Origin of the sequence: Nocardioides sp., assembly GCF_036401255.1 — a bacterium.
Lineage (GTDB): Bacteria > Actinomycetota > Actinomycetes > Propionibacteriales > Nocardioidaceae > Nocardioides.
Genome location: NZ_DASWVI010000260.1, coordinates 1 through 18,786, shown reverse-complemented (window position 1 = coordinate 18,786; position 18,786 = coordinate 1). Strand labels below are relative to the sequence as shown.

General features: G+C 72.8%; 20 protein-coding genes. 1 reads left to right on the top strand and 19 read right to left on the bottom strand.

Annotated elements, in window-relative coordinates:
* Positions 1-58 precede the first annotated feature (58 nt).
* From VGD85_RS12000 to VGD85_RS11935, 14 genes are all read right to left on the bottom strand, one after another.
* A complete protein-coding gene (locus VGD85_RS12000; RefSeq protein ID WP_331063676.1) occupies positions 59-1,039 on the bottom strand; it encodes a hypothetical protein in 981 nt (326 codons plus the stop codon).
* Positions 1,040-1,070: 31 nt separating this feature from the next.
* Positions 1,071-2,432: a ribosome biogenesis GTPase Der gene (gene der, locus VGD85_RS11995; RefSeq protein ID WP_331063675.1), complete on the bottom strand. Its 1,362-nt coding sequence runs from the start codon at positions 2,430-2,432 to the stop codon at positions 1,071-1,073.
* Positions 2,429-3,193 (bottom strand): lysophospholipid acyltransferase family protein, encoded by a 765-nt coding sequence (locus VGD85_RS11990; protein WP_331063674.1) that lies wholly within the window; start codon positions 3,191-3,193, stop codon positions 2,429-2,431. The genes der and VGD85_RS11990 overlap by 4 nt, the downstream gene beginning before the upstream one ends.
* 18 nt (positions 3,194-3,211) lie before the next feature.
* Positions 3,212-3,925 carry a (d)CMP kinase gene (gene cmk, locus VGD85_RS11985; protein WP_331063673.1) on the bottom strand — a complete coding sequence of 238 codons (714 nt, stop codon included), beginning with the start codon at positions 3,923-3,925 and terminating at the stop codon, positions 3,212-3,214.
* Between the two features lie 11 nt (positions 3,926-3,936).
* Complete coding sequence (locus VGD85_RS11980) at positions 3,937-5,022, bottom strand: prephenate dehydrogenase (protein ID WP_331063672.1); 1,086 nt, start codon at positions 5,020-5,022, stop codon at positions 3,937-3,939.
* Positions 5,015-5,413: a chorismate mutase gene (aroH, locus tag VGD85_RS11975; protein WP_331063671.1), complete on the bottom strand. Its 399-nt coding sequence runs from the start codon at positions 5,411-5,413 to the stop codon at positions 5,015-5,017. Before aroH ends, VGD85_RS11980 begins: the two co-directional genes overlap by 8 nt.
* Before the next feature lie 78 nt (positions 5,414-5,491).
* A complete protein-coding gene (locus tag VGD85_RS11970) occupies positions 5,492-6,340 on the bottom strand; it encodes an AraC family transcriptional regulator (protein WP_331063670.1) in 849 nt (282 codons plus the stop codon).
* Positions 6,341-6,379: 39 nt separating this feature from the next.
* Entirely contained in the window at positions 6,380-6,898 is a 519-nt protein-coding gene (locus tag VGD85_RS11965) for a nitroreductase family deazaflavin-dependent oxidoreductase (RefSeq protein WP_331063669.1), read from the bottom strand.
* Between the two features lie 89 nt (positions 6,899-6,987).
* Positions 6,988-7,743, bottom strand: coding sequence for a pseudouridine synthase (locus VGD85_RS11960; RefSeq protein WP_331063668.1), 756 nt, complete (start codon positions 7,741-7,743; stop codon positions 6,988-6,990).
* Positions 7,740-8,513, bottom strand: coding sequence for an SMC-Scp complex subunit ScpB (gene scpB / locus VGD85_RS11955; RefSeq protein ID WP_331063667.1), 774 nt, complete (start codon positions 8,511-8,513; stop codon positions 7,740-7,742). Before scpB ends, VGD85_RS11960 begins: the two co-directional genes overlap by 4 nt.
* Positions 8,440-9,381 (bottom strand): ScpA family protein, encoded by a 942-nt coding sequence (locus VGD85_RS11950; protein WP_331063666.1) that lies wholly within the window; start codon positions 9,379-9,381, stop codon positions 8,440-8,442. The genes scpB and VGD85_RS11950 overlap by 74 nt, the downstream gene beginning before the upstream one ends.
* Entirely contained in the window at positions 9,378-9,728 is a 351-nt protein-coding gene (locus tag VGD85_RS11945; RefSeq protein ID WP_331063665.1) for a hypothetical protein, read from the bottom strand. The genes VGD85_RS11950 and VGD85_RS11945 overlap by 4 nt, the downstream gene beginning before the upstream one ends.
* A complete protein-coding gene (locus tag VGD85_RS11940; RefSeq protein WP_331063664.1) occupies positions 9,725-10,675 on the bottom strand; it encodes a ParA family protein in 951 nt (316 codons plus the stop codon). The genes VGD85_RS11945 and VGD85_RS11940 overlap by 4 nt, the downstream gene beginning before the upstream one ends.
* Before the next feature lie 338 nt (positions 10,676-11,013).
* Positions 11,014-11,325: a GNAT family N-acetyltransferase gene (locus VGD85_RS11935; RefSeq protein ID WP_331063663.1), complete on the bottom strand. Its 312-nt coding sequence runs from the start codon at positions 11,323-11,325 to the stop codon at positions 11,014-11,016.
* 23 nt (positions 11,326-11,348) lie between these two features.
* Between VGD85_RS11935 and VGD85_RS11930 the strand changes: the two genes are divergently transcribed.
* Entirely contained in the window at positions 11,349-12,725 is a 1,377-nt protein-coding gene (locus VGD85_RS11930; protein ID WP_331063662.1) for a glycoside hydrolase family 26 protein, read from the top strand.
* Between the two features lie 13 nt (positions 12,726-12,738).
* Here the strand turns inward: VGD85_RS11930 and VGD85_RS11925 are convergent, their stop codons facing one another.
* The 5 genes from VGD85_RS11925 to VGD85_RS11905 all read right to left on the bottom strand — a co-directional run.
* Positions 12,739-15,270 (bottom strand): DEAD/DEAH box helicase, encoded by a 2,532-nt coding sequence (locus tag VGD85_RS11925; RefSeq protein ID WP_331063661.1) that lies wholly within the window; start codon positions 15,268-15,270, stop codon positions 12,739-12,741.
* Positions 15,271-15,273: 3 nt separating this feature from the next.
* Positions 15,274-16,227: a site-specific tyrosine recombinase XerD gene (gene xerD / locus VGD85_RS11920; protein WP_331063660.1), complete on the bottom strand. Its 954-nt coding sequence runs from the start codon at positions 16,225-16,227 to the stop codon at positions 15,274-15,276.
* The gene (ald, locus tag VGD85_RS11915; RefSeq protein WP_331063659.1) at positions 16,224-17,339 is read right to left on the bottom strand and encodes an alanine dehydrogenase; all 1,116 of its coding nucleotides are present in this window, start codon (positions 17,337-17,339) and stop codon (positions 16,224-16,226) included. Before ald ends, xerD begins: the two co-directional genes overlap by 4 nt.
* A 145-nt stretch (positions 17,340-17,484) precedes the next feature.
* Complete coding sequence (locus VGD85_RS11910) at positions 17,485-18,087, bottom strand: NUDIX hydrolase (RefSeq protein ID WP_331063658.1); 603 nt, start codon at positions 18,085-18,087, stop codon at positions 17,485-17,487.
* A gap of 5 nt (positions 18,088-18,092) precedes the next feature.
* Positions 18,093-18,786: glutamine amidotransferase-related protein (locus VGD85_RS11905; protein ID WP_414690805.1), on the bottom strand; the 694-nt coding region annotated here is incomplete at its 5' end.

The window sequence follows — 18,786 nt, the reverse complement described above, 5'->3', positions numbered from 1 at the left end:
CATGGCGCGTTCTCAGGCACACGACCCTCCCGCCGACGGTCGAGACCGGCTCAGCACCTCAATCGGAGTGGACCTCCGCGCTGTCCCGGGACACCCGCAACGAGGAGGTGTCCACGGCCACGAACGCCGGGGCCGGGATCTCCTTGAGCTCCTCGACGAGGCTCGCCGGCCAGCGCGCGTTCTGCTCGCCCTGGAAGTACCACGGCGAGCCGTTGTCGGCGAGCACTAGGCCGTAGCGCTTCATCGCCTCGATCACCCCGACGGCGTACGGCGAGAACCCCCGCGTGGAGAACCCCGCCTTCATCCGGAACCGCGCGCCCATGGGCGGATAGGCCAGGTTGTCGCGCGAGCCGGCGTCGTGGCGGGCGGGCCAGAGGTGGTGGCGGCTGGTCACGTCGGTGGTGAACCGGATGGCGTGGTCGACGCGTCCGGCCCGCACCTCGTTCCAGCGCAGCAGGCCGGGCAGGATCGGCAGGCCGGCGGCATCGGCGGACGTCCAGCCGTCGGGCCGCAGCCGGTTCGACGACAGCGACCACACCGCACCCGAGCCGGCGGCCCACCGGCCGTCGCGCACCCGGGTGTTCCAGGTCTCGTAGAGGCGGCAGGCGCCCTTGTCGACCACGATCGCGTGCTTGTCCCCGTCGGAGCCGCGGCCGCCCTCGATCCGGGTGTCGGCGCCGAGCGGGTACCGCACCCGGTCGCTCTCGTCGGCGTAGTCGAAGCGGACCCGCACCTTGCGGTGCCCCGGCTTCACGACCGTGATCGGGATCCCGTAGTCCGGGCCGTCGCCGTACGACGGACCGAAGTCCGGGTGCAGGTCGCGGCTGGTCGACATGTGCGAGAGCCACGCGCGGCTGCGCGCGTGCACCGGCAGGCCGCGTACGTCGGCGTGCCACCAGTTGTCGCTCGGGAAGGCTCGGCAGGTCGAGCCGGCGACCGGCTTCGCCTCGACCGCCGGCCGCGCGGCCGGCGCCGGCGAAGCCGCCAGCACCGAGCCGGCGCGCGCACCGGTCACGGCGAGGATCACGAGCCTGCGCATGCCCGACGGTAACCCGGGCTCCGCCCCGGTGCTAACGCTTGCGCTTCTCGCGGGGCCGCTGCTGCAGCACGATCGGGGTGCCGACGAAGCCGAACTCCTCGCGCAGCCGCCGCTCGATGAACCGCTCGTACGCCGCGTCCAGCCGGCCGCTGGTGAACAGGATGAACGTCGGCGGCGCCGTGGACGCCTGGGTGCCGAACAGGATCTTGGGCTGCTTGCCGCTGCGCACCGGGTGGGGGTGCTCGGCGACCAGGCGGCCGAGGAAGCCGTTGAGCGAACCGGTCGAGATGCGCGTCTCCCAGCCCTCCAACGCCTTGTCCAGCGCTGGGACCAGGCGGTCCACGTGCCAGCCGGTGCGCGCGGTGATGTTGATCCGCGGCGCCCACTGCACCTGCACGAGCTCGCGCTCGATCTCGCGGTCCAGGTAGTAGCGGCGCTCCTCGTCCACGAGGTCCCACTTGTTGAACGCGATCACCAGCGCGCGGCCGGCCTCGCGCACCGTCTGGATGATCCGCACGTCCTGCTCGGAGATCGACTCACCGCCGTCGACGACGAGTACGGCGACCTCGGCGCGGTCGATCGCGGTGGCGGTGCGCAGCGAGGCGTAGTACTCGTGTCCCGAGGCCTCCTTGACCCGCTTGCGGATGCCCGCGGTGTCGATGAAGCGCCAGGTGCGCCCGCCGAGCTCGATCAGCTCGTCGACGGGGTCGACGGTGGTGCCGGCCACGTTGTCGACGACCACCCGGTCCTCACCGGCCAGCTTGTTCAGCAGTGAGGACTTGCCGACGTTGGGCTTGCCGACGATTGCGACGCGGCGGGGCCCGCCGGCCTCCGGCTCCCGCTCCGGGGGCGGCTCGGGCAGCGCCGCCAGGACGGCGTCGAGCAGGTCGCCCGAGCCGCGCCCGTGCAGCGCAGAGACGGGGTAGGGCTCACCGAGCCCGAGGTTCCACAGCCCGAAGGCCTCGGCCTCGGTGCGCTGGTCGTCGACCTTGTTGGCCGCCAGCACGACGGGCTTCTTCGACCTGCGCAGGATCTTCACGACCGCCTCGTCGGCGTCGGTGATGCCCACCGTCGCGTCGACGACGAACAACACCGCATCGGCGAGGGTCACCGCGACCTCCGCCTGCCCTGCGATCCGCTCGGCCAGGCCGCGGGCGTCGGGGTCCCAGCCGCCCGTGTCGACGACGGTGAAGGCGCGGCCGTTCCAGCTGGCGTCGTACGAGACGCGGTCGCGGGTGACGCCCGGGACGTCCTCGACCACGGCTTCGCGTCGCCCGATGATCCGGTTCACCAGCGTCGACTTGCCGACGTTCGGCCGTCCGACGACAGCGAGGACGGGGACGGGGCCAACTGCCTCCGGGGTGCCCTCTGGGGCACCCTCGAGCTCGGTCATGGTGCTCCTTGGTCGGTGACCCCGGTGGCGGGGTCGGGGTCTACGTCGGTGAGGGGCAGCGGACCCGGCAGCTCCCGGCCGGTCGACGCGCGCGCCCGGTCCAGCTGGACCAGCATGTGCTCTCGCAGCAACAACGAGGTCTTCTCGACTTGTTCCCGGGTGCGCGGCCACCGGACGGGGTCGGTCCGGTAAGGCTCGCCGAAGACCATGTCGATGCGCGAGCGGCGCGGCGGCAGCGAGTTGTGGTGCGCCCCGGGCTCCCGGCTGCCCAGCATCGTCACGGGCACGACGGGCGCACCCGAGACCAGCGCGAGGTACGCCGCGCCGCGGTGGAACCGCTCCAGGTCGCCGGCGCCCCGGCTGCCCTCGGGGTAGATCCCGATCGCTCCGCCGTTGCGCAGCACCTTCAGGCAGGTCTTCACCGCTGCCGGGTCGGTGTGGTAGCGGTCCAGCGGGATCTGGCCGGACTGGAGGAGGAACCGGCCGAGCAGGCCGCGGAACATCTCGATCTTGGTGAGCGCGTGGGCGGGACGGGGCGCGAAGATCGCCAGCAGGGGGCCGTCGACGACGCCGATGTGGTTGGAGGCGTAGATCACCCCGCCACGGCGCGGGACGTGCCGTGGCTCGTGCACCCGGACGTCGTACCAGCGCCGGATCAGCCAGCGCGCCAGCGGCCGCAGCGGTGAGTACAGCGCGTAGCGCGGGGCTCCGCGGGCCGTGTCGCTGCGGGGCAGCTCGCGGTGGGCGGCGTGCTCCCTCATGGGGTCCTCATCGCGTCCTCACGCGCGCGCCTCGGCGTCCGCGACCAGGTCCACCACCAGGGCGATGACCTCCTCGAGGGAGTACGGCGTGGTGTCGATGTGCACCGCCCCGTCGGCCATCACGAGGGGCGCGGTGGCCCGGCCGGAGTCGATCCGGTCGCGTGCCAGCAGCGACTCCTGGGTGGCGGCGAGGTCGCTGACCCCCTGCTCGGCGGCCCGGCGTACGGCGCGCGCCTCGGGGTCGGCGCTGAGGTAGACCTTGACCGGAGCGTCGGGTGCGACCACGGAGCCGATGTCGCGGCCCTCCACGACGATCCCACCCGTCCGGGTCTCCTGCTCGATGACGACGCGCTGCAGCTCGAGCAGCCGACGGCGCACCTCGGGCACCGCGCTCACCGGCGAGACCGCCGCGTTGACCGCATCGCCTCGGATCTCCACCGCCACGTCGACACCGTCGACGGTGATCGTGGGCGCCTGCGGGTCGGTGCCCGAGAGGATGTCGGGCTCGCCGCACCGGCGCGCGACGGCCACCGCGTCGTGGACGTCGACGCCCTCGCGCAGCAGCCACCACGTCATCGCCCGGAACATCGCACCCGTGTCGAGGTAGCGCAGCCCCAGCCGCGTCGCGACGCCACGCGACGTGCTCGACTTCCCCGAGCCGGAGGTCCCGTCGACCGCGATGACGAGGCCGACGGTGGTGCCGGTGCGGGGCGAGTGCGCGGTGTGGTCCACGGGGCCGCAGCCTACCGGTGGGTCACCCATCCCCGGGATTCCAGCGACGTCAACAGGTGCTCGGCGCGCGTCTCGTCCACGACGAGCTCGACCAGACCGACCGGCCGCCCCGGGTCGTGGTCGATGTGGACGTCCTCGATGTTGACCCCGCTCGCGCCCGCATCGGCGAACAGCCGGGCGAGCTCGCCGGGGTGGTCGGGCACCGACACGAACACCGACCGCATCGGCCGCACCGGCTCGCCGTGCTTGCCCGGGATCGCCTGGGTACCGGCGACGCCGCGCGCGAGCACGGTCTCCAGCGCCGGACGGTCGTCGGCGGCGACCGCGTCGATCACGGCGTCCAGCTGCGCCCGGACCTCGGCGAGGAGCCCGAGGACGGCCTGGGCGTTCGCGGAGACGATCTGCCCGTAGAGCGCGGGGCTGCCGGCCGCGACCCGGGTCACGTCGCGCACGCCCTGGCCGGAGAGCGCCAGATGCTGCTCCGGCGCGTCCGCGAGCCGTCCCGCCACGAGCGCGGCGAGCAGGTGCGGCACGTGCGAGGTCCGCGCGACCGCCTTGTCATGCTCCTCGGGACTCAGCGCCACCGGCACGGCTCCGCACCGCTGCGCGAGCGCCTCCACGAGACGTACGGCGGCCTGCTCGCTCGACGCGTGGGGCGTGATCGCCCACGGGCGGCCGTCGAAGAGCGCGGGCGTCGCGGCGAGGGGCCCGGACCGCTCCGAGCCCGCCATCGGGTGCCCGCCGACGTACCGCCGCGCCGCCTCGGGTCCGGCGGCGCGCTCGACCTCGGCGGGCAGGCCGGCCTTGACGCTGCCCACGTCGGTGACGACGGCCTCCGGACGGTCTCGCAGGGCCTCCACGATGACCGTCCCCAGCGCGTCCGGGGGCACGGCGACGACGACCAACTGCGGGCGGTCGGACGCCGACGCCGGCCGGCCGGCCCCGAGCCCGGACGCGGTGCGCACGTGCTCGACCGAGGCGTCGGCGAGGACGACGTCGACCCCGGCGCGGACGCAGGCGAGGCCGATCGAGGTCCCGAGCAGCCCGGCGCCGACGATCTCGACCGGACCGGTCAGGACCGGTGCTTGCTCACCCATCGGCGGATGCCTCGTCGGGCACCGACCGGACCCGGGTGAGGTCCTTGCGCAGCGCGGCGGCACCGTGCAGGTACACGTGGGTGATGTCGGACTTCGGCAGGTCGGTCTCGACGTGGGCCATCATCCGCACGACGCGCGGCATCGACCCGGCGATCTCCAGCTCGCGCGCGCAGATCAGCGGCACGTCGCCGAATCCCAGACGACGGGCGGCATAGGCGGGGAACTCAGAGACCAGGTCGGACGTCGCGGTGAAGATCACCGAGATGAAGTCGTCGACCTCGAGCCCGTTCGCACTCATCACGTCGCCCACCATCTCGGCGACGCGCTCGAGCATGTGGTCGCGCTCGTCGGCGTCGAGCTGGGTCGCTCCTCGCACTGCCCTGACTGCCACCCCACCAGGCTATCGGCGGCTCATCCTCCGCCGGCCGCGGTCTCACGGAGGGCGTCCGTCGGGTCGGCTTCTGGCGGGTCATGGAGTGCGGGAGCCGGACGTCGCCCGCCCCGGTCCTGGCGACGACCCTGCCCACTCACCGCCGTCGATGTCGTGGACGAACGGGAACTCCTCGCGCAGCCAGGTGGTGGGCGGGCAGCCGGCGAGGGCGACCCACTCGCGCGTGAGGTGCGCCTGGTCGGCGTAGCGGCAGCGGTGTGCGACCTCGGCGAGCGGCATCCGCCCGAGCAGTCCACGGGAGGCCTCGAACCTGCCCACGCGCTGGACCTGCTTGGGGGTCAGCCCGCACTCGGCGCGGACCAGGTCGCTCAGCCGGCGGCGGCTGTACCCGACCTCGTCGGCGACCTGCTGCACGCCGGCGCCGTGGCGCAGCCGATCCAGCGCCCGGCGGACCTCACGGCGCAGCCGCGGTCGTTCCCGGCGCGCCAGGGCGTCCAACAGGGCGTGCTCGACGAGCGCGGTCCGACTCGCGGGCGGCGTCTGGTGCAGGCGCTCGGGCAGGTCACGCAGCCACCGGGCGGCCTCGTCGTCGCAGTCGACCTCGTCGAGCTCGACCAGCTCGTCGGCGAGGGCTGCTGCCGGCAGGCCGAGCAGGGCTCGAGCGCCGGGCAGCGTGAGCGCGAGCTGTACGCCGGACTGGTGCCCGCCGTGGTGGATCTCGGCGGGGCCCGCGTGCAGGCCCGAGAGCGTCGACCAACGCCGCGCGCGACTGCCCGGTCGGCCGCTCCAGCCGACGTCGAGCGGCTCCCCCACCGGCACCACGAGCGTCAGCGTCGTCGACGGGAGGCCCCGGTGCACGCCCGGAGCGCCGAGGTCGACGTCGTAGGCGACCAGGGACGCGACGTACGGCGCCAGAGGTGAGCGCATGCCGGCACGGTACCCATCTCCGCCGGCCGTGCACCGAGCTCAGCGCGGCGGTTCCAACGCGAAGATCCGCAGTCGCCGGCCGGTGATCCGGGTCTGGTAGGCCCGGTAGCCCGCATACAGCCGCTCGGCGAGCCCGAGCAGCGCCTGGGCCTCGTCGCCGGTCAGAGGTCGGGCCACCACGTCGACCGCCCGGTCGCGATAGCTCAGCCGGGCCCGGGGGTCGGCCTCCAGGTTGAGCACCCACGTCGGGGTCGCGGCCTGGCCGAAGTTGGTGCCGAGGACGGCCAACGCGTCGCCGTACGGCACCGCGATCAGGTGCGCCGTGCGCGGCAGGCCGCTGCGCCGCCCGGTCGTGGTCAGGTCGAGGACCGGGAGCCCCGCGAGCAGGCTCGGCAGCGTGTGCCGTTGTCTGGTGAGCCGCTGCACCAGCGTGTCGAGCGGCGGCAGGATCCGGGCGAAGAGCCACGCACCGGGGCGCGAGGCCCCGAACGCCTGGACCGCGCGCTGCACCGGGTTGGCCGGCCTCGGCTCGTAGGAGAGGTCGGAGGCGACGCTCATGTGACGACGCTAACGACCACCGCACCGGCCCGGACGCGGATTTCCGAGAAGACGTGGGTGGGGCTCGAGGGTGCTCGGGTCGACAGAGTCTAGAGTTGCGCGCTGTCGAGCAGCTCCCCGAGCTCCTCGCGGGTCAGGTCGCGCAGCTCACCGGGGCGGAGCCGACCGAGCGAGACCGGCCCGAACGCGGTGCGGGTCAACCGCCGCACCGGATGTCCCACGTGGTCGAGCAGCCGGCGCACGATCCGGTTGCGACCCTCGTGGATGACGAGCTCGACGATGGACTTCGCGGGCGTCGCCTCCACGATCCGCGCCTTCGAGACCGTCACCGGCCCGTCCTCGAGCGTGACACCCTCGAGCAGCTGCTTGATCGTGCGCCGGTAGACCTCTCCGTCGACCTCGGCGACGTAGGTCTTGTCGACCTCGTAGGACGGGTGCGCCATCCGGTGCGCGAAGTCCCCGTCGTTGGTGAGCAGCAGCAGCCCCGACGTGTCGGTGTCGAGACGGCCGACGTGGAAGAGCCGCTCGGGCCGGTCCGCGACCAGGTCGGACAGCGTGCGACGGCCCTCGGGGTCCGACATCGTCGACACCACGCCGCGCGGCTTGTTGAGCACGAGGTAGACCTTCTCGGAGATCGGCGGCAGCCGCTTGCCGTCGACCCGGATCACGGCAGTGCGCGGGTCGACCTTCGTGCCCAGCCGCGTGACCACCTCGCCGTCGACGACGACCAGGCCCGCGAGCATCAGCTCCTCGCACTTGCGCCGCGACGCTACGCCCGACTGGGCCAGCAGCTTCTGCAGCCGCACCAGACCGTCGTCGTCCGGCTCGATGTCGGGTGCGCTCACGTGGGCTCGGTCCCCCCGTCGGGCTCGGTGCCGTCGCCGCTGTGCGGCGAGTGCGGGTGCTCGTGCGGGTGCTCCTGCGGAGGCTCCGCGGCGGGTTCGGGGGTCGACTCCGACGCCACCGGCGCGGTGATCTCGGCCAGGTCGTCCTCGAGGTCGTCCATCTCCGGCAGGTACGGCGCGAGCTCCGGCAGCTCCTCGAGCGAGGTCACCCCGATCCGCTCGAGGAAGTACGTCGTCGTCCGGTACAGGTTCGCGCCGGTCTCGTGGTCCTGACCGGCCTCCTCGACCAGGCCACGGGTCAGCAGGGTGCGCATGACGCCGTCCACGTTCACGCCGCGGATCGCCGACACCCGGGCCCGGGACACGGGCTGCTTGTAGGCCACGACCGCCAGAGTCTCCAGCGCCGCGTGCGTCAGCCGGGCCTGCTGGCCGTCGAGCACGAACCCCTCGACCACCGCGGCGTACTCGTCACGCGTGTAGTAGCGCCAGCCACCGCCGACGTTGCGCAGCTCGAACCCGCGGCCCTGCTCGGTGTACTCCGCCGCCAGCTCGGCGAGCGCCTCGTTGACCTCCCCCACCGGGTAGCCGGCCGCCGTCGCCAGCGTCACCGCGTCCATCGGCTGGTCGGCGACCATCAGCAGCGCCTCCAGGGACGGCCGCAGCGGCGCGACCGGGACCGGCAGGGTCTCCTCGGTCTCAGCCGTCGGCTCCCCCTCCGGCTGGCTCTCCGGCTGCGTCTCCGGCTGCGTCTCCGGCTGCGTCTGCGTCATCGGTCTCTCCCTCCGGTACGTCGACGGCCTCGGGCGGGGCGCCCTCGAACTCGTCGGTGATCAGCTCGTCGACGTCCGCGTCGTCCGCACCGGTCCACCGTACGGTCAGCTCGCCGAGTGGTGTCACCTGGTCGAACGAGACCGCGCCCTCGCGGAACAGCTCCAGCAGCGAGAGGAACCGCGCGACGGTGGTGAGCCGGTCCGGCGAGTCGCCGCACAGGGCCCGGAACGTCATCGTGCCGGCGCGCCGCAGCCGGTCGACGACCAGGGCCGCCTGCTCACGCACGCTGACCTTCGCCGCGTGGATGTGCTGCAGCGACAGCTCGAGCACCGGCTTGGGCTCCAGCGCCTTGGCCGCCAGCTGCGCGAACTGGTCCAGGCCGATGCCGATCAGCACCTCCGGCAGCAGCCCGGCGAAGCGCTCCTCGAGCCCCACCGAGCGCGGATGCCGCTTGGACTCGGCCGCCAGCCGCGTCTCGAGGACCGCGGCCACCTGCTTGAAGGCGCGGTACTGCAGGAGCCGCGCGAACAGCAGGTCACGCGCCTCGAGCAGCGCGAGGTCCTCCTCGTCCTCGATGTCGCCCTGGGGCAGCAGCCGCGCCGCCTTGAGATCCAGCAGCGTGGCGGCCACCAGGAGGAACGACGTCGTCTGCTCCAGGTCCCACGGCGCCGGGTTGTCGGACGAGCCGCCGGCCTTGACGTGGGCGATGAACTCGTCGGTGACCCGGGAGAGGGAGACCTCGGTGATGTCGAGCTTGTGCTTGGCGATCAGGTTCAGCAGCAGGTCGAACGGGCCCTCGAAGTTGTCCAGGCGCACCTCGAACGCCGGCGCCGCGTCGCCGCTGGTCTCCGCCGGTGCGGCCGTCATCCCTCGGTCAATCGACGCACGAGCGCACTCTCGTCACCGTGCGCCTCGAGATCGGCGAGGACCAGTGCGATCGCCTCGCGCACGATCCGGCCGCGGTCGACCGCCAGGCCGTGTGAGCGGCGCAGCCCCAGGCGCGCGTGCTCGAGGTCGAGCAGCTCGTCGGAGGTGATGTAGACGGTCATCTTCTCGTCGTGCCGCACCCGGCCGCTGGGCCGCTTCTTGCGTCCGGCCGGCTCGTCCGCCTGGTCGGTCTCCGACGCGGACCGGTCGCGCCGACCGGTGTCGTCGGCGGGCGCGGTCGGGCGGAACAGGTCGTCGGCGGCGGGGAGGCTCACCCGTCGAGTCACCCCGGGGTCCCCTCGGAGTCGTGCGCGGAGGAGCGAAGCGGAGGAGCGCTCGACTCCGTGGGGCGGGAGCGGGCAAGCACCTCCTTGGCCAGCTGGCGGTAGGCGTCGGCGCCGGCCGAGGCCGAGGCGTACGTCGTGATCGGCTCGCCCGCCACCGTCGAGTCGGAGAACTTCACGGTGCGGCGGATCACCGTGTGGAACACCTTGTCGCCCCAGGCCTGGACGAGTCGCTCCATGACCTCACGGCTGTGCAGCGTGCGGCCGTCGTACATGGTGCCGAGCACCCCGTCGATCTCGAGCTTGGGGTTGAGCCGCTCGCGGACCTTGTCGATCGTGGTCTTGAGCAGCGCGACGCCGCGCAGCGCGAAGTACTCGCACTCCAGCGGGACGATCACGCCGTCGGAGGCGGTCAGGGCGTTGACGGTCAGCAGGCCGAGCGAGGGCTGGCAGTCGATCAGGATGACGTCGTACTCCTCGATCGCCGGCCCGAGCACCCGCTGGAGGGTCTGCTCGCGCGCCACCTCGTGCACGAGCTGCACCTCGGCGGCGGAGAGGTCGATGTTGGAGGGCAGCAGGTCCATGCCCGGCACGACCGTCGGGACGATCACGTCGTGGAGGCCGATGTCGCGCTGCATGAGCAGGTTGTAGATCGTCAGGTCCATCTCGTGCGGGTTGAGCCCGAGGCCGACCGAGAGCGAGCCCTGCGGGTCGAAGTCGACGAGCAGCACCTTGCGGCCGAGCTCGGCCAACGAGGCGCCGAGGTTGATGGTGGTCGTCGTCTTGCCGACGCCGCCCTTCTGGTTGCACATGGAGACGACGCGGGCGTTGCCGTGGGCGGCGACGGGCCCCGGCTCGGGGACGTGTGGCAGCGGGCGGCCGGTGGGGCCGAGGGTCGCCGGCGCGTCGGCCTCGGCGGGCGGGCGCTCGAACGGAAGGGGTTCGGCCACGGGCAGGTCATCTCCGGGAGGTGGGGTGCGATCGGGCGGGGTGGGACGGATCAGCGGCGGCATCGTGCCGGCGGTGGAGCCTGTCGTGCCGGGGGTGGGTCCGAAGCCGCCGCCTGTGGTCATCCCCGCTCCTCACCGACTTGTCGACACGGCGACAAGTTTCCGACTCGCGGGCGACTCTAGGACCGGCCTCCGACAGCGACAACCCGAACCCGGAAACCCCCAAGCCGATGGGAAAATCTGTTGATGGACTGTGCACGGGCCGAGCGTTCGCTGCACAGGAACGCGTTGCCTGTGCACAGACCTGTGGAGGAGGTCGCGGGTGGCCGGGCGCCGGTTCAGTCCGTCCGGCCGGACGGCGCGGCGCCGTACACGAGGTCGACGTAGTCCGGGTGCTTGCCGATCCAGCCCTTGATGAACGGGCACAGCGGCAGCACCTTGCGCTCGCCGGAGGCGCGCACGTCGTCGAGGCCGAACCGCGCGAGCGCCGAGCCCACGCCCTTGCCCTCGAACTTCTCGAACACCTCGGTGTGGGTGAAGGTCACGAGCTCGTCGGTGAGCTGGTACTCGGCGAAGCCGGCGAGCTCGCCGTCGATGTGGGCCTCGTAGCGGCTCTGGGCGGGGTTGTGCGAAGTCGCGACGTCCGTCATGCCACCGAGCCTAGACTCTGGGTGTGCGCCCACGTGAGGCCGTCCTGGCCCTGCTGGCGGGGATGCTCACGGGGGGATTGGCGATGTCCGGGGCGATCCCCGCGTCCGCGCGCCCGGCGCCGGCCGACGGCTCCGGCACGACGCTCACGGTGCGGCTGGCCCCACCGGTGGTGACCGTCGGGGAGCCGAGCGCACTGGTCGCCCAGGCGTCGCCGGTTCGCGTGGGGCGCACGTTCACCGTCCAGCGCCTGACCGGATCGTCGTGGACCGCGGTCGGCACCGCGACCGCCGGCGGTCGCGGCCGCGCGGTGCTCCCGCTCGACACCAGCGTCGCGGGCGCACCGGTGCTGCGCGTGGTCGCCGAGGCCACCGCGGACCTGCGTCGCGCGGTCTCCGCGACGCTCACGCTGAAGGTCACCACGGCCGCGGCCTGCACCCCGCGGGTGCCGCTCGTCGACCCGGACGCCGACCTCGCCGCGCGCTGCCTGGCGACGCGGCTCGACCGGTGGCGCTCGGCCGGCCTGATGGGTGTCGGCCAGCAGCTCAACGTGTCCAACGTCGACTACCTCGCACCGCTCACGGCCCTCGGAGGCCGGCGCGTGTCGGTGGTGGGCTTCGACCTCCAGGAGCTCGCCGACGGCGAGACCTACCAGTTCGCGGACCCGCCCCTCGACCGGCTCGCCGCTCTCGCCCAGCAGGGCGCCGTGCTCTCGGCCTCGTGGCACACCACCAACCCGCACACCGGCGGCGGGTACGCCGATCGCAGCTGGACGTCGCTCGACGCGCTGCTGAGCACCACGACGCCCGAGGGCATCCGGTTCTGGGCGGACTTCGAAGCCAAGCTCGACCTGCTGCGCCGCTTCCAGGAGGCCGGGGTGGCCCTGGTGCTCCGGCCCTTCCACGAGGCCAACGGCGGCTGGTTCTGGTGGGGCAAGCCCGACCCGACGACGTACCGCGCGCTCTGGACGATGATGCAGCGCCGCGCCTGGGACGCGGGGGTGCACAACGTGGTCTGGGCCTACTCCTTCGCCGCCCGGACCAGGTCCGGGATCCGGGCGCCCGACCGACTGCTGCCGGCGCACGTCGACGTCGCCGGCGTGGACTCCTACGACCCGGAGGGTGCCGCCGCCGACCCGCGCGACCGCCTCGACGTCACGGGCTACGCAGCCCTCGGCGAGCGGGTCGCCCGGATGGCGCTGACCGAGGTGGGTCCGGCCGACAGCGCGACCGGCGCCTGGCGCCCCGCCGTCGTCTCCCGGACCGCGAGGGCACTGCGTCCCCGGCCCGCCTGGGCGATGCTCTGGTTCGACGACGCCGCCGGCAAGAAGCAGATCTCCTCCCTCACCGGCGGTCTGTCCTGGCTCGACTCCTGCCCCAACGCCTTGTGCTACCTACGCTGACCCGGCGACGTCGTCAGCCTCCCAGCCGCCGCATCGCGGTCGTGCGCAGCACCAGCTCGCCGGACTCGTCGGAGGCGTCCAGATCCACGTCGGCCTCGATCACCCAGTCGTGGTGGCCCGCCGGGTCGTGCAGGGTCTGGGTGACCCGCCAGGTCCGCCCGGCCGCCGCGACCGCCAGCAGCGCCGGCCCCCGCGCGTCGGCGTCCAGCAGCACGCGATCGTGCTCGGCGTAGTACTCCTCGATCGCGGCGTCCCACACCGACCGGGTCATCACGATCTCCGCGGGCGGGTCGGTCCGGTCCGCGGCCGCGCGCTCGAGCGCCATCAGCGCGTCGAGGTCGTCGCGCGCGACCAGGTCGACGCGGCGGAACATCGCGTTGCGGATCATCACGCGGAACGCCCGGTCCTGCTTGGAGATCGGGCGCGGCGGTGGCGGCGGCTCGTGGTGCGCGACGTCGCTGCGCACGTGCGTGGGGTCGGCCAGCGCCTCCCACTCGTCGAGCAGCGAGGAGTCCGTCTGGCGGACGGTCTCCCCCAGCCACTGGGAGAGATCCTCGAGCTCGGGGGTGCGGTGCTGGTCGGGGACGGTCTGGCGCAGCGTGCGGTAGGCGTCGGTGAGGTAGCGCAGCACCAGGCCCTCGGAGCGGGCCAGCTGGTAGCGGGCGACGAAGTCGGTGAACGTCATCCCCTGCTCGTACATCTCCCGCACGATCGACTTCGGCTGCAGCGCGTCCTCACGCAGCCACGGGTGCCGTTCGCGGTAGATCTCGTACGTCGCCTCCAGCAGCTCCGCCAGCGGCTGCGGCCAGGTGATCTCCTCCAGCAGCGCCATCCGCTCGTCGTACTCGAGCCCGTCGGCCTTCATCTCCGCGACCGCCTCGCCCCGGGCGACGTGCTGCTGCTGGAACAGGATCTGGCGCGGCCCCTCCAACACGGCCTCGATCACCGAGACGATGTCGAGCGTGTAGGTCTCGGCCTCCGGGTCGAGGACGTCGAGTGCTGCCAGCGCGAAGTGCGCGAGCGGCTGGTTGAGCGCGAAGTCCGGCGGCAGGTCGACGGTGAGGACGTAGCGCCGACCGTGCTCGTCGGGCTCTTCCAGACGGGTCAGGGTGCCCGACCGCACCAACGAGCGCGCGAGCCGCAGGGCACGGCGGGCCAGGCGCAGCTGCTGGCGCCGGTCCTCGTGGTTGTCGGTCAGCAGTCGCCGCAGCACCGGGAAGGCGTCCTCCTCCCGGGCGAGGACGTTGATCAGCATGGCGTTGTCGACCTTCATCCGCGACGTCAGCGGCTCGGGGATGCCGGCCACGAGCTTGTCGAAGGTCTGCTCGCTCCACACCACGGTGCCTTCGGGCGGCTTGCGCAGCTGGGCCTTGGCGTTCTTCTTGCCCGCGGCCTGGCGGGCGGCGACCTTCGCCTTCGCCTTCTCGTTCTCGATGACGTGCTCGGGCGCCTGGACGACGACGTAGCCGGCGGTGTCGAAGCCGGCGCGTCCCGCGCGTCCGGCGATCTGTAGGAACTCGCGCGTCCGCAGGATCCGCTGCCGGCTGCCGTCGAACTTCGCCAGACCGGTGAACAGCACGGTGCGGATCGGCACGTTGATGCCGACACCGAGGGTGTCGGTGCCGCAGATGATCCGCAGCAGCCCGGCCTGGGCCAGCTGCTCGACGAGTCGGCGGTAGCGCGGCAGCATGCCGGCGTGGTGGACGCCGATGCCGCGGCGCAGCAGCTTCGCCAGGGTCTTTCCGAAGCCGGCGCCGAACCGCACCCCGGCCAGCCGGTCGGCCAGTTGGTCACGCTGCTCGCGCGGCGCGGCCGCCCATCCGGCGTTGAGCAGCGACGTCGCCTGCTCGACGGCGTCCTTCTGGGTGAAGTGCACGACGTACACGGGCCCCTGCCCGGTCGTCACCAGCTCCTCGAGCGTCTCCGCGAGCGGGGTCATCACCCACGAGAACGTCAACGGCACCGGACGTACGGCGTCGTCGACCACCGTGGTCTCGCGTCCGTTGCGGCGGGTCAGGTCCGCGGCGATCTCGGACATGTCCCCGAGCGTGGCCGACATGAGCACGAACTGCGCCTGCGGCAGCTCGAGCAGCGGCACCTGCCACGCCCAGCCACGGTCTGGCTCGGCGTAGAAGTGGAACTCGTCCATCACGACCAGGCCGACGTCGGCGCTCGCACCCTCGCGCAGGGCGATGTTGGCCAGCACCTCCGCCGTGCAGCAGATGATCGGCGCGTCCGGGTTGACCGACGCGTCCCCGGTCAGCATCCCGACGTCCTCGGCGCCGAACTCCGCGACGAGCGCGAAGAACTTCTCGCTCACCAGCGCCTTGATCGGCGCCGTGTAGAACGACACCCGGTCCTCCGCGAGCGCTGCCCGGTGAGCCGCGGCAGCGACCAGGGACTTGCCGGATCCGGTCGGGGTGGCCAGCACGACGTTGTCGCCGGCCAGCACCGCCAGGATCGCCTCCTCCTGGTGCGGGTACAGGGTGAGGCCGCGTGCGGCCGCCCCCGCGGAGATCTCGTCGAGGAGAGACAGGTCGGTCATCGGTCAGTCACGAGCCCGAGGATGCGCGGTCGCGAACACCTCACGGAGGTTCTCCACCGTGACCAGCGTGTACACCTGCGTGGTGGTCACCGAGGCGTGGCCGAGCAGCTCCTGCACCACGCGCACGTCGGCCCCGCCGTCGAGCAGGTGGGTCGCGAACGAGTGCCGCATCGTGTGCGGAGACACGTCCTTGGTGACCCCGGCCCGCTCGGCGGCCTTGACGAGCACCGCCCACGCCGACTGGCGGGAGAGGCGCCCACCACGAGCGTTGAGGAACAGGGCCGGTGTGCCCTTGCCCGCGGCCACCAGCTCGGGCCGACCCCGCACGAGGTAGGCGTCGACCGCCTCACGGGCGAACGACCCGACCGGCACGATCCGCTGCTTGCCGCCCTTGCCGCGCAGGAGCACGGTGCCGTCGGTCATGTCGAGGTCGTCGACGTCGAGGCCGACGGCCTCCGAGATCCGGGCACCGGTGCCGTAGAGCACCTCCAGCAGTGCCCGGTCGCGGAGCGCGAGCGTCGTGCCTGCCGCGCCGGCGGCCTCCAGGATCGCCTCGACCTCGGCGAGCGGCAGCGCCTTCGGCAGCCGCTTCGCCGGTGTCGGCGGCTTCACCCCGCTCGCCGGGTCGCTCGGGGCGAGGCCGTCGGCGACCGCGAACCTGTGGAACCCGCGCACCGCCACGACCGTGCGCGCCGCGGAGGTCGCGCTGAGCGGCGGGTGGTCGGGGTCGCCCTCGCGCAGCCGCACCAGGAACCCCGACACCACCGCCTCCGTGACGTCCTCGAGCCGCTCGATCCCACTGGCCGCCAGGTGCTCCTGGTAGCGCCTCAGGTCGCGTCGGTACGACGTGAGGGTGTTGCGCGCCAGACCGCGCTCGACCCCGAGGTGGTCGAGGTAGGTCCGGACCGCGCGCCCGATCTCGGACGGCGCGGTCGCGGTGGGCGCGGCCTCGCTCACGCCAGGACGGCGTCCAGCGAGTCGGCCTCGATGCCCACGGCCTCACCCACCGGTGCGTTGGTGAGACGGCCCGCATGGGTGTTGAGCCCGAGCGCGAGGCTGTGGTCGTCGCGGCTCGCCTGGCGCCAGCCCTTGTCCGCGAGCGCGACCACGTAGGGCAAGGTCGCATTGGTGAGCGCGTAGGTCGAGGTGTTGGGGACCGCGCCGGGCATGTTCGCCACGCAGTAGAACGTCGAGTTGTGCACCTGGTAGGTCGGGTCGGCGTGGGTCGTCGCATGCGTGTCCTCGAAGCAGCCGCCCTGGTCGACGGCGATGTCGACGAGCACCGAGCCCGGCTTCATGCGCGACACCAGGTCGTTGCTCACGAGCTTCGGGGCGGCGGCGCCGGGGATCAGCACCGCGCCGATCACCATGTCGGCCTCGCTCACCTGCTGCTCGATCGCCAGCTTGGAGGACGCGAGTCCGTGCACGCGGTTGTTGTAGCGCCAGAACGACATCCGCAGCTTGTCCAGGTCGGTGTCCAGCAGCGTGACGTCGGCGCCCATGCCCAAGGCGATGTTCGCGGCGTTCTGCCCGGAGACGCCGGCACCGATGATCACCACCTTCGCGTTGGCGACGCCTCCGACGCCGCCCATCAGGACCCCGCGACCGCCCTGTGCCTTCAGCAACGAGTGCGCCCCGACCTGCGGGGCCAGGCAGCCGGCCACCTCCGACATCGGGTACAGCAGCGGCAGCCCACCCGAGGGGAGCTGGACGGTCTCGTAGGCGATGCCGGTGACCTTGGACGCCAGCAGCTTCTCGGTGAGCGGCTTGTCGGCGGCCAGGTGCAGGTAGGTGAACAGCGTGAGGTCCTCGCGCAGGCGGTGGTACTCCTCGGCGACCGGCTCCTTGACCTTGAGGACCATCTCGCCCTCGCCCCAGGCGGAGTCGGCGTCCGGGACGATCCGGGCGCCCGCGGCGACGTACTCCTCGTCGTGGATCGAGGAGCCCTCCCCCGCACCATGCTCGATGAACACCTCGTGCCCGTGCGCGGTGAGCTCGTGCACACCGATCGGGGTGATCGCCACCCGGTACTCGTGGTTCTTGACTTCCTTGGGGACGCCGACCTTCACCTCAGAGCTCCTTCGGTTTCCTGCGCCACGCCGTTGTGGCGGCGCGAGCCTACTCCCGGGCGCCCCTCGATGCTGCCATGCCTCGCCCTGACGCCTGCTCCGTCGGCCCGGAGACCCGGCCGGTGAGCCGGAGGTGGGTCGAGCCTCAGCCCTGCGCGGCAGGGTCCGACGTCCTGCGGGCTCCGGCGAGGAGCACCGCGAGCGCCAGGTGCGCGTCGGCGAGCCGGCCCGCGACCACCGCGGCGTGGAGGTCGTCGAACGGCACCCAGCCCAGCTCCATCTCCGCCTCCTCGTGCTCCGGGGTGAAGTCGCCGCGGCCCACTTCCCGCAGCCCCCGGGCCAGGAAGAAGTGGCTTCGCTCGGAGGTGAAGCCCGGTGAGGAGTACGTCGAGGCCAGGTGGGTCCACTCCGCGGCCTCGTAGCCCGCCTCCTCGACCAGCTCGCGCCGGGCGACCTCGGCGGCGTCCTCGCCGTCGACGTCGCACAGCCCCGCCGGGAGCTGGACCAGCGCGCTCCCCACAGCGTGGCGGTACTGCCACACGCACAGCACCCGGTCCCGGTCGTCGACGGCCAGCACGATCGCCGCACCGGGGTGCTCGACCACCAGCCGCGTGAACGGCTCCTCCTCGGGGTGGCCCGGGCGCCGCACCCGGTCCTCGCGGACCTTCACGACCCAGCCACCGCCGTCGTACGGGTAGCCGGACCCCTCGACCGGCCACCGCTCGGGTCGGTCGGCGAGGCCGGGCACCGGGCTCAGTCCTCGTCCGGCCCGGGCTCGCGCCGCAGCCCGGACTCGTCGATCGGGAAGCGCAGCTCGCGCTGCCGCTCGATCGCCGCGCCGACCAGGCCCGCGAACAGCGGGTGCGGGCGGGTCGGCCGCGACCGCAGCTCGGGGTGGGCCTGGGTGGCCACGTAGTAGGGGTGCACCTCACGCGGGAGCTCGACGAACTCGACCAGGTTGTTGTCGGGCGAGGTGCCCGAGAAGACCAGGCCGGACTCCTCGAGCTGGTCGCGGTAGATGTTGTTGACCTCGTAGCGGTGTCGGTGCCGCTCCTCGATCGGGTCCGCCCCGTAGGCCTCCCTCACCACCGACCCGGGTTTGAGCGCCGCCGGGTAGAGCCCCAGCCGCATGGTGCCGCCGAGGTCGCCGGCGCCGGACACGAACTCCTTCTGCTCGGCCATCGTGGCGATCACCGGCTCGAGGCAGTCGGGGTCGAACTCCGTCGAGGCCGCCTTGTCGAGGCCCGCCTGCTGCCGGGCGAACTCGATGACCATGCACTGCAGCCCCAGGCACAGGCCGAGGGTCGGGATCTTGTGCGTGCGCGCGAAGGTCAGCGCACCGAGCTTGCCCTCGATGCCGCGGATACCGAAGCCTCCGGGCACGCAGATCGCGTCGAGGTCGGCGAGCCTGCGGGCCGCACCTTCCGGGGACGCGCACTCGTCGGAG

Bases quoted from the DNA above. Each gene is read 5' to 3' on its own strand.
- VGD85_RS11965 (WP_331063669.1), bottom strand. From the start codon at position 6,898: ATGAGCGTCGCCTCCGACCTCTCCTACGAGCCGAGGCCGGCCAACCCG.
- VGD85_RS12000 (WP_331063676.1), bottom strand. From the start codon at position 1,039: ATGCGCAGGCTCGTGATCCTCGCCGTGACCGGTGCGCGCGCCGGCTCG.
- VGD85_RS11935 (WP_331063663.1), bottom strand. From the start codon at position 11,325: ATGACGGACGTCGCGACTTCGCACAACCCCGCCCAGAGCCGCTACGAG.
- scpB (WP_331063667.1), bottom strand. From the start codon at position 8,513: ATGACGCAGACGCAGCCGGAGACGCAGCCGGAGACGCAGCCGGAGAGC.
- VGD85_RS11970 (WP_331063670.1), bottom strand. From the start codon at position 6,340: ATGCGCTCACCTCTGGCGCCGTACGTCGCGTCCCTGGTCGCCTACGAC.
- der (WP_331063675.1), bottom strand. From the start codon at position 2,432: ATGACCGAGCTCGAGGGTGCCCCAGAGGGCACCCCGGAGGCAGTTGGC.
- VGD85_RS11925 (WP_331063661.1), bottom strand. From the start codon at position 15,270: ATGACCGACCTGTCTCTCCTCGACGAGATCTCCGCGGGGGCGGCCGCA.
- VGD85_RS11980 (WP_331063672.1), bottom strand. From the start codon at position 5,022: ATGGGTGAGCAAGCACCGGTCCTGACCGGTCCGGTCGAGATCGTCGGC.
- VGD85_RS11990 (WP_331063674.1), bottom strand. From the start codon at position 3,193: ATGAGGGAGCACGCCGCCCACCGCGAGCTGCCCCGCAGCGACACGGCC.
- VGD85_RS11950 (WP_331063666.1), bottom strand. From the start codon at position 9,381: ATGACGGCCGCACCGGCGGAGACCAGCGGCGACGCGGCGCCGGCGTTC.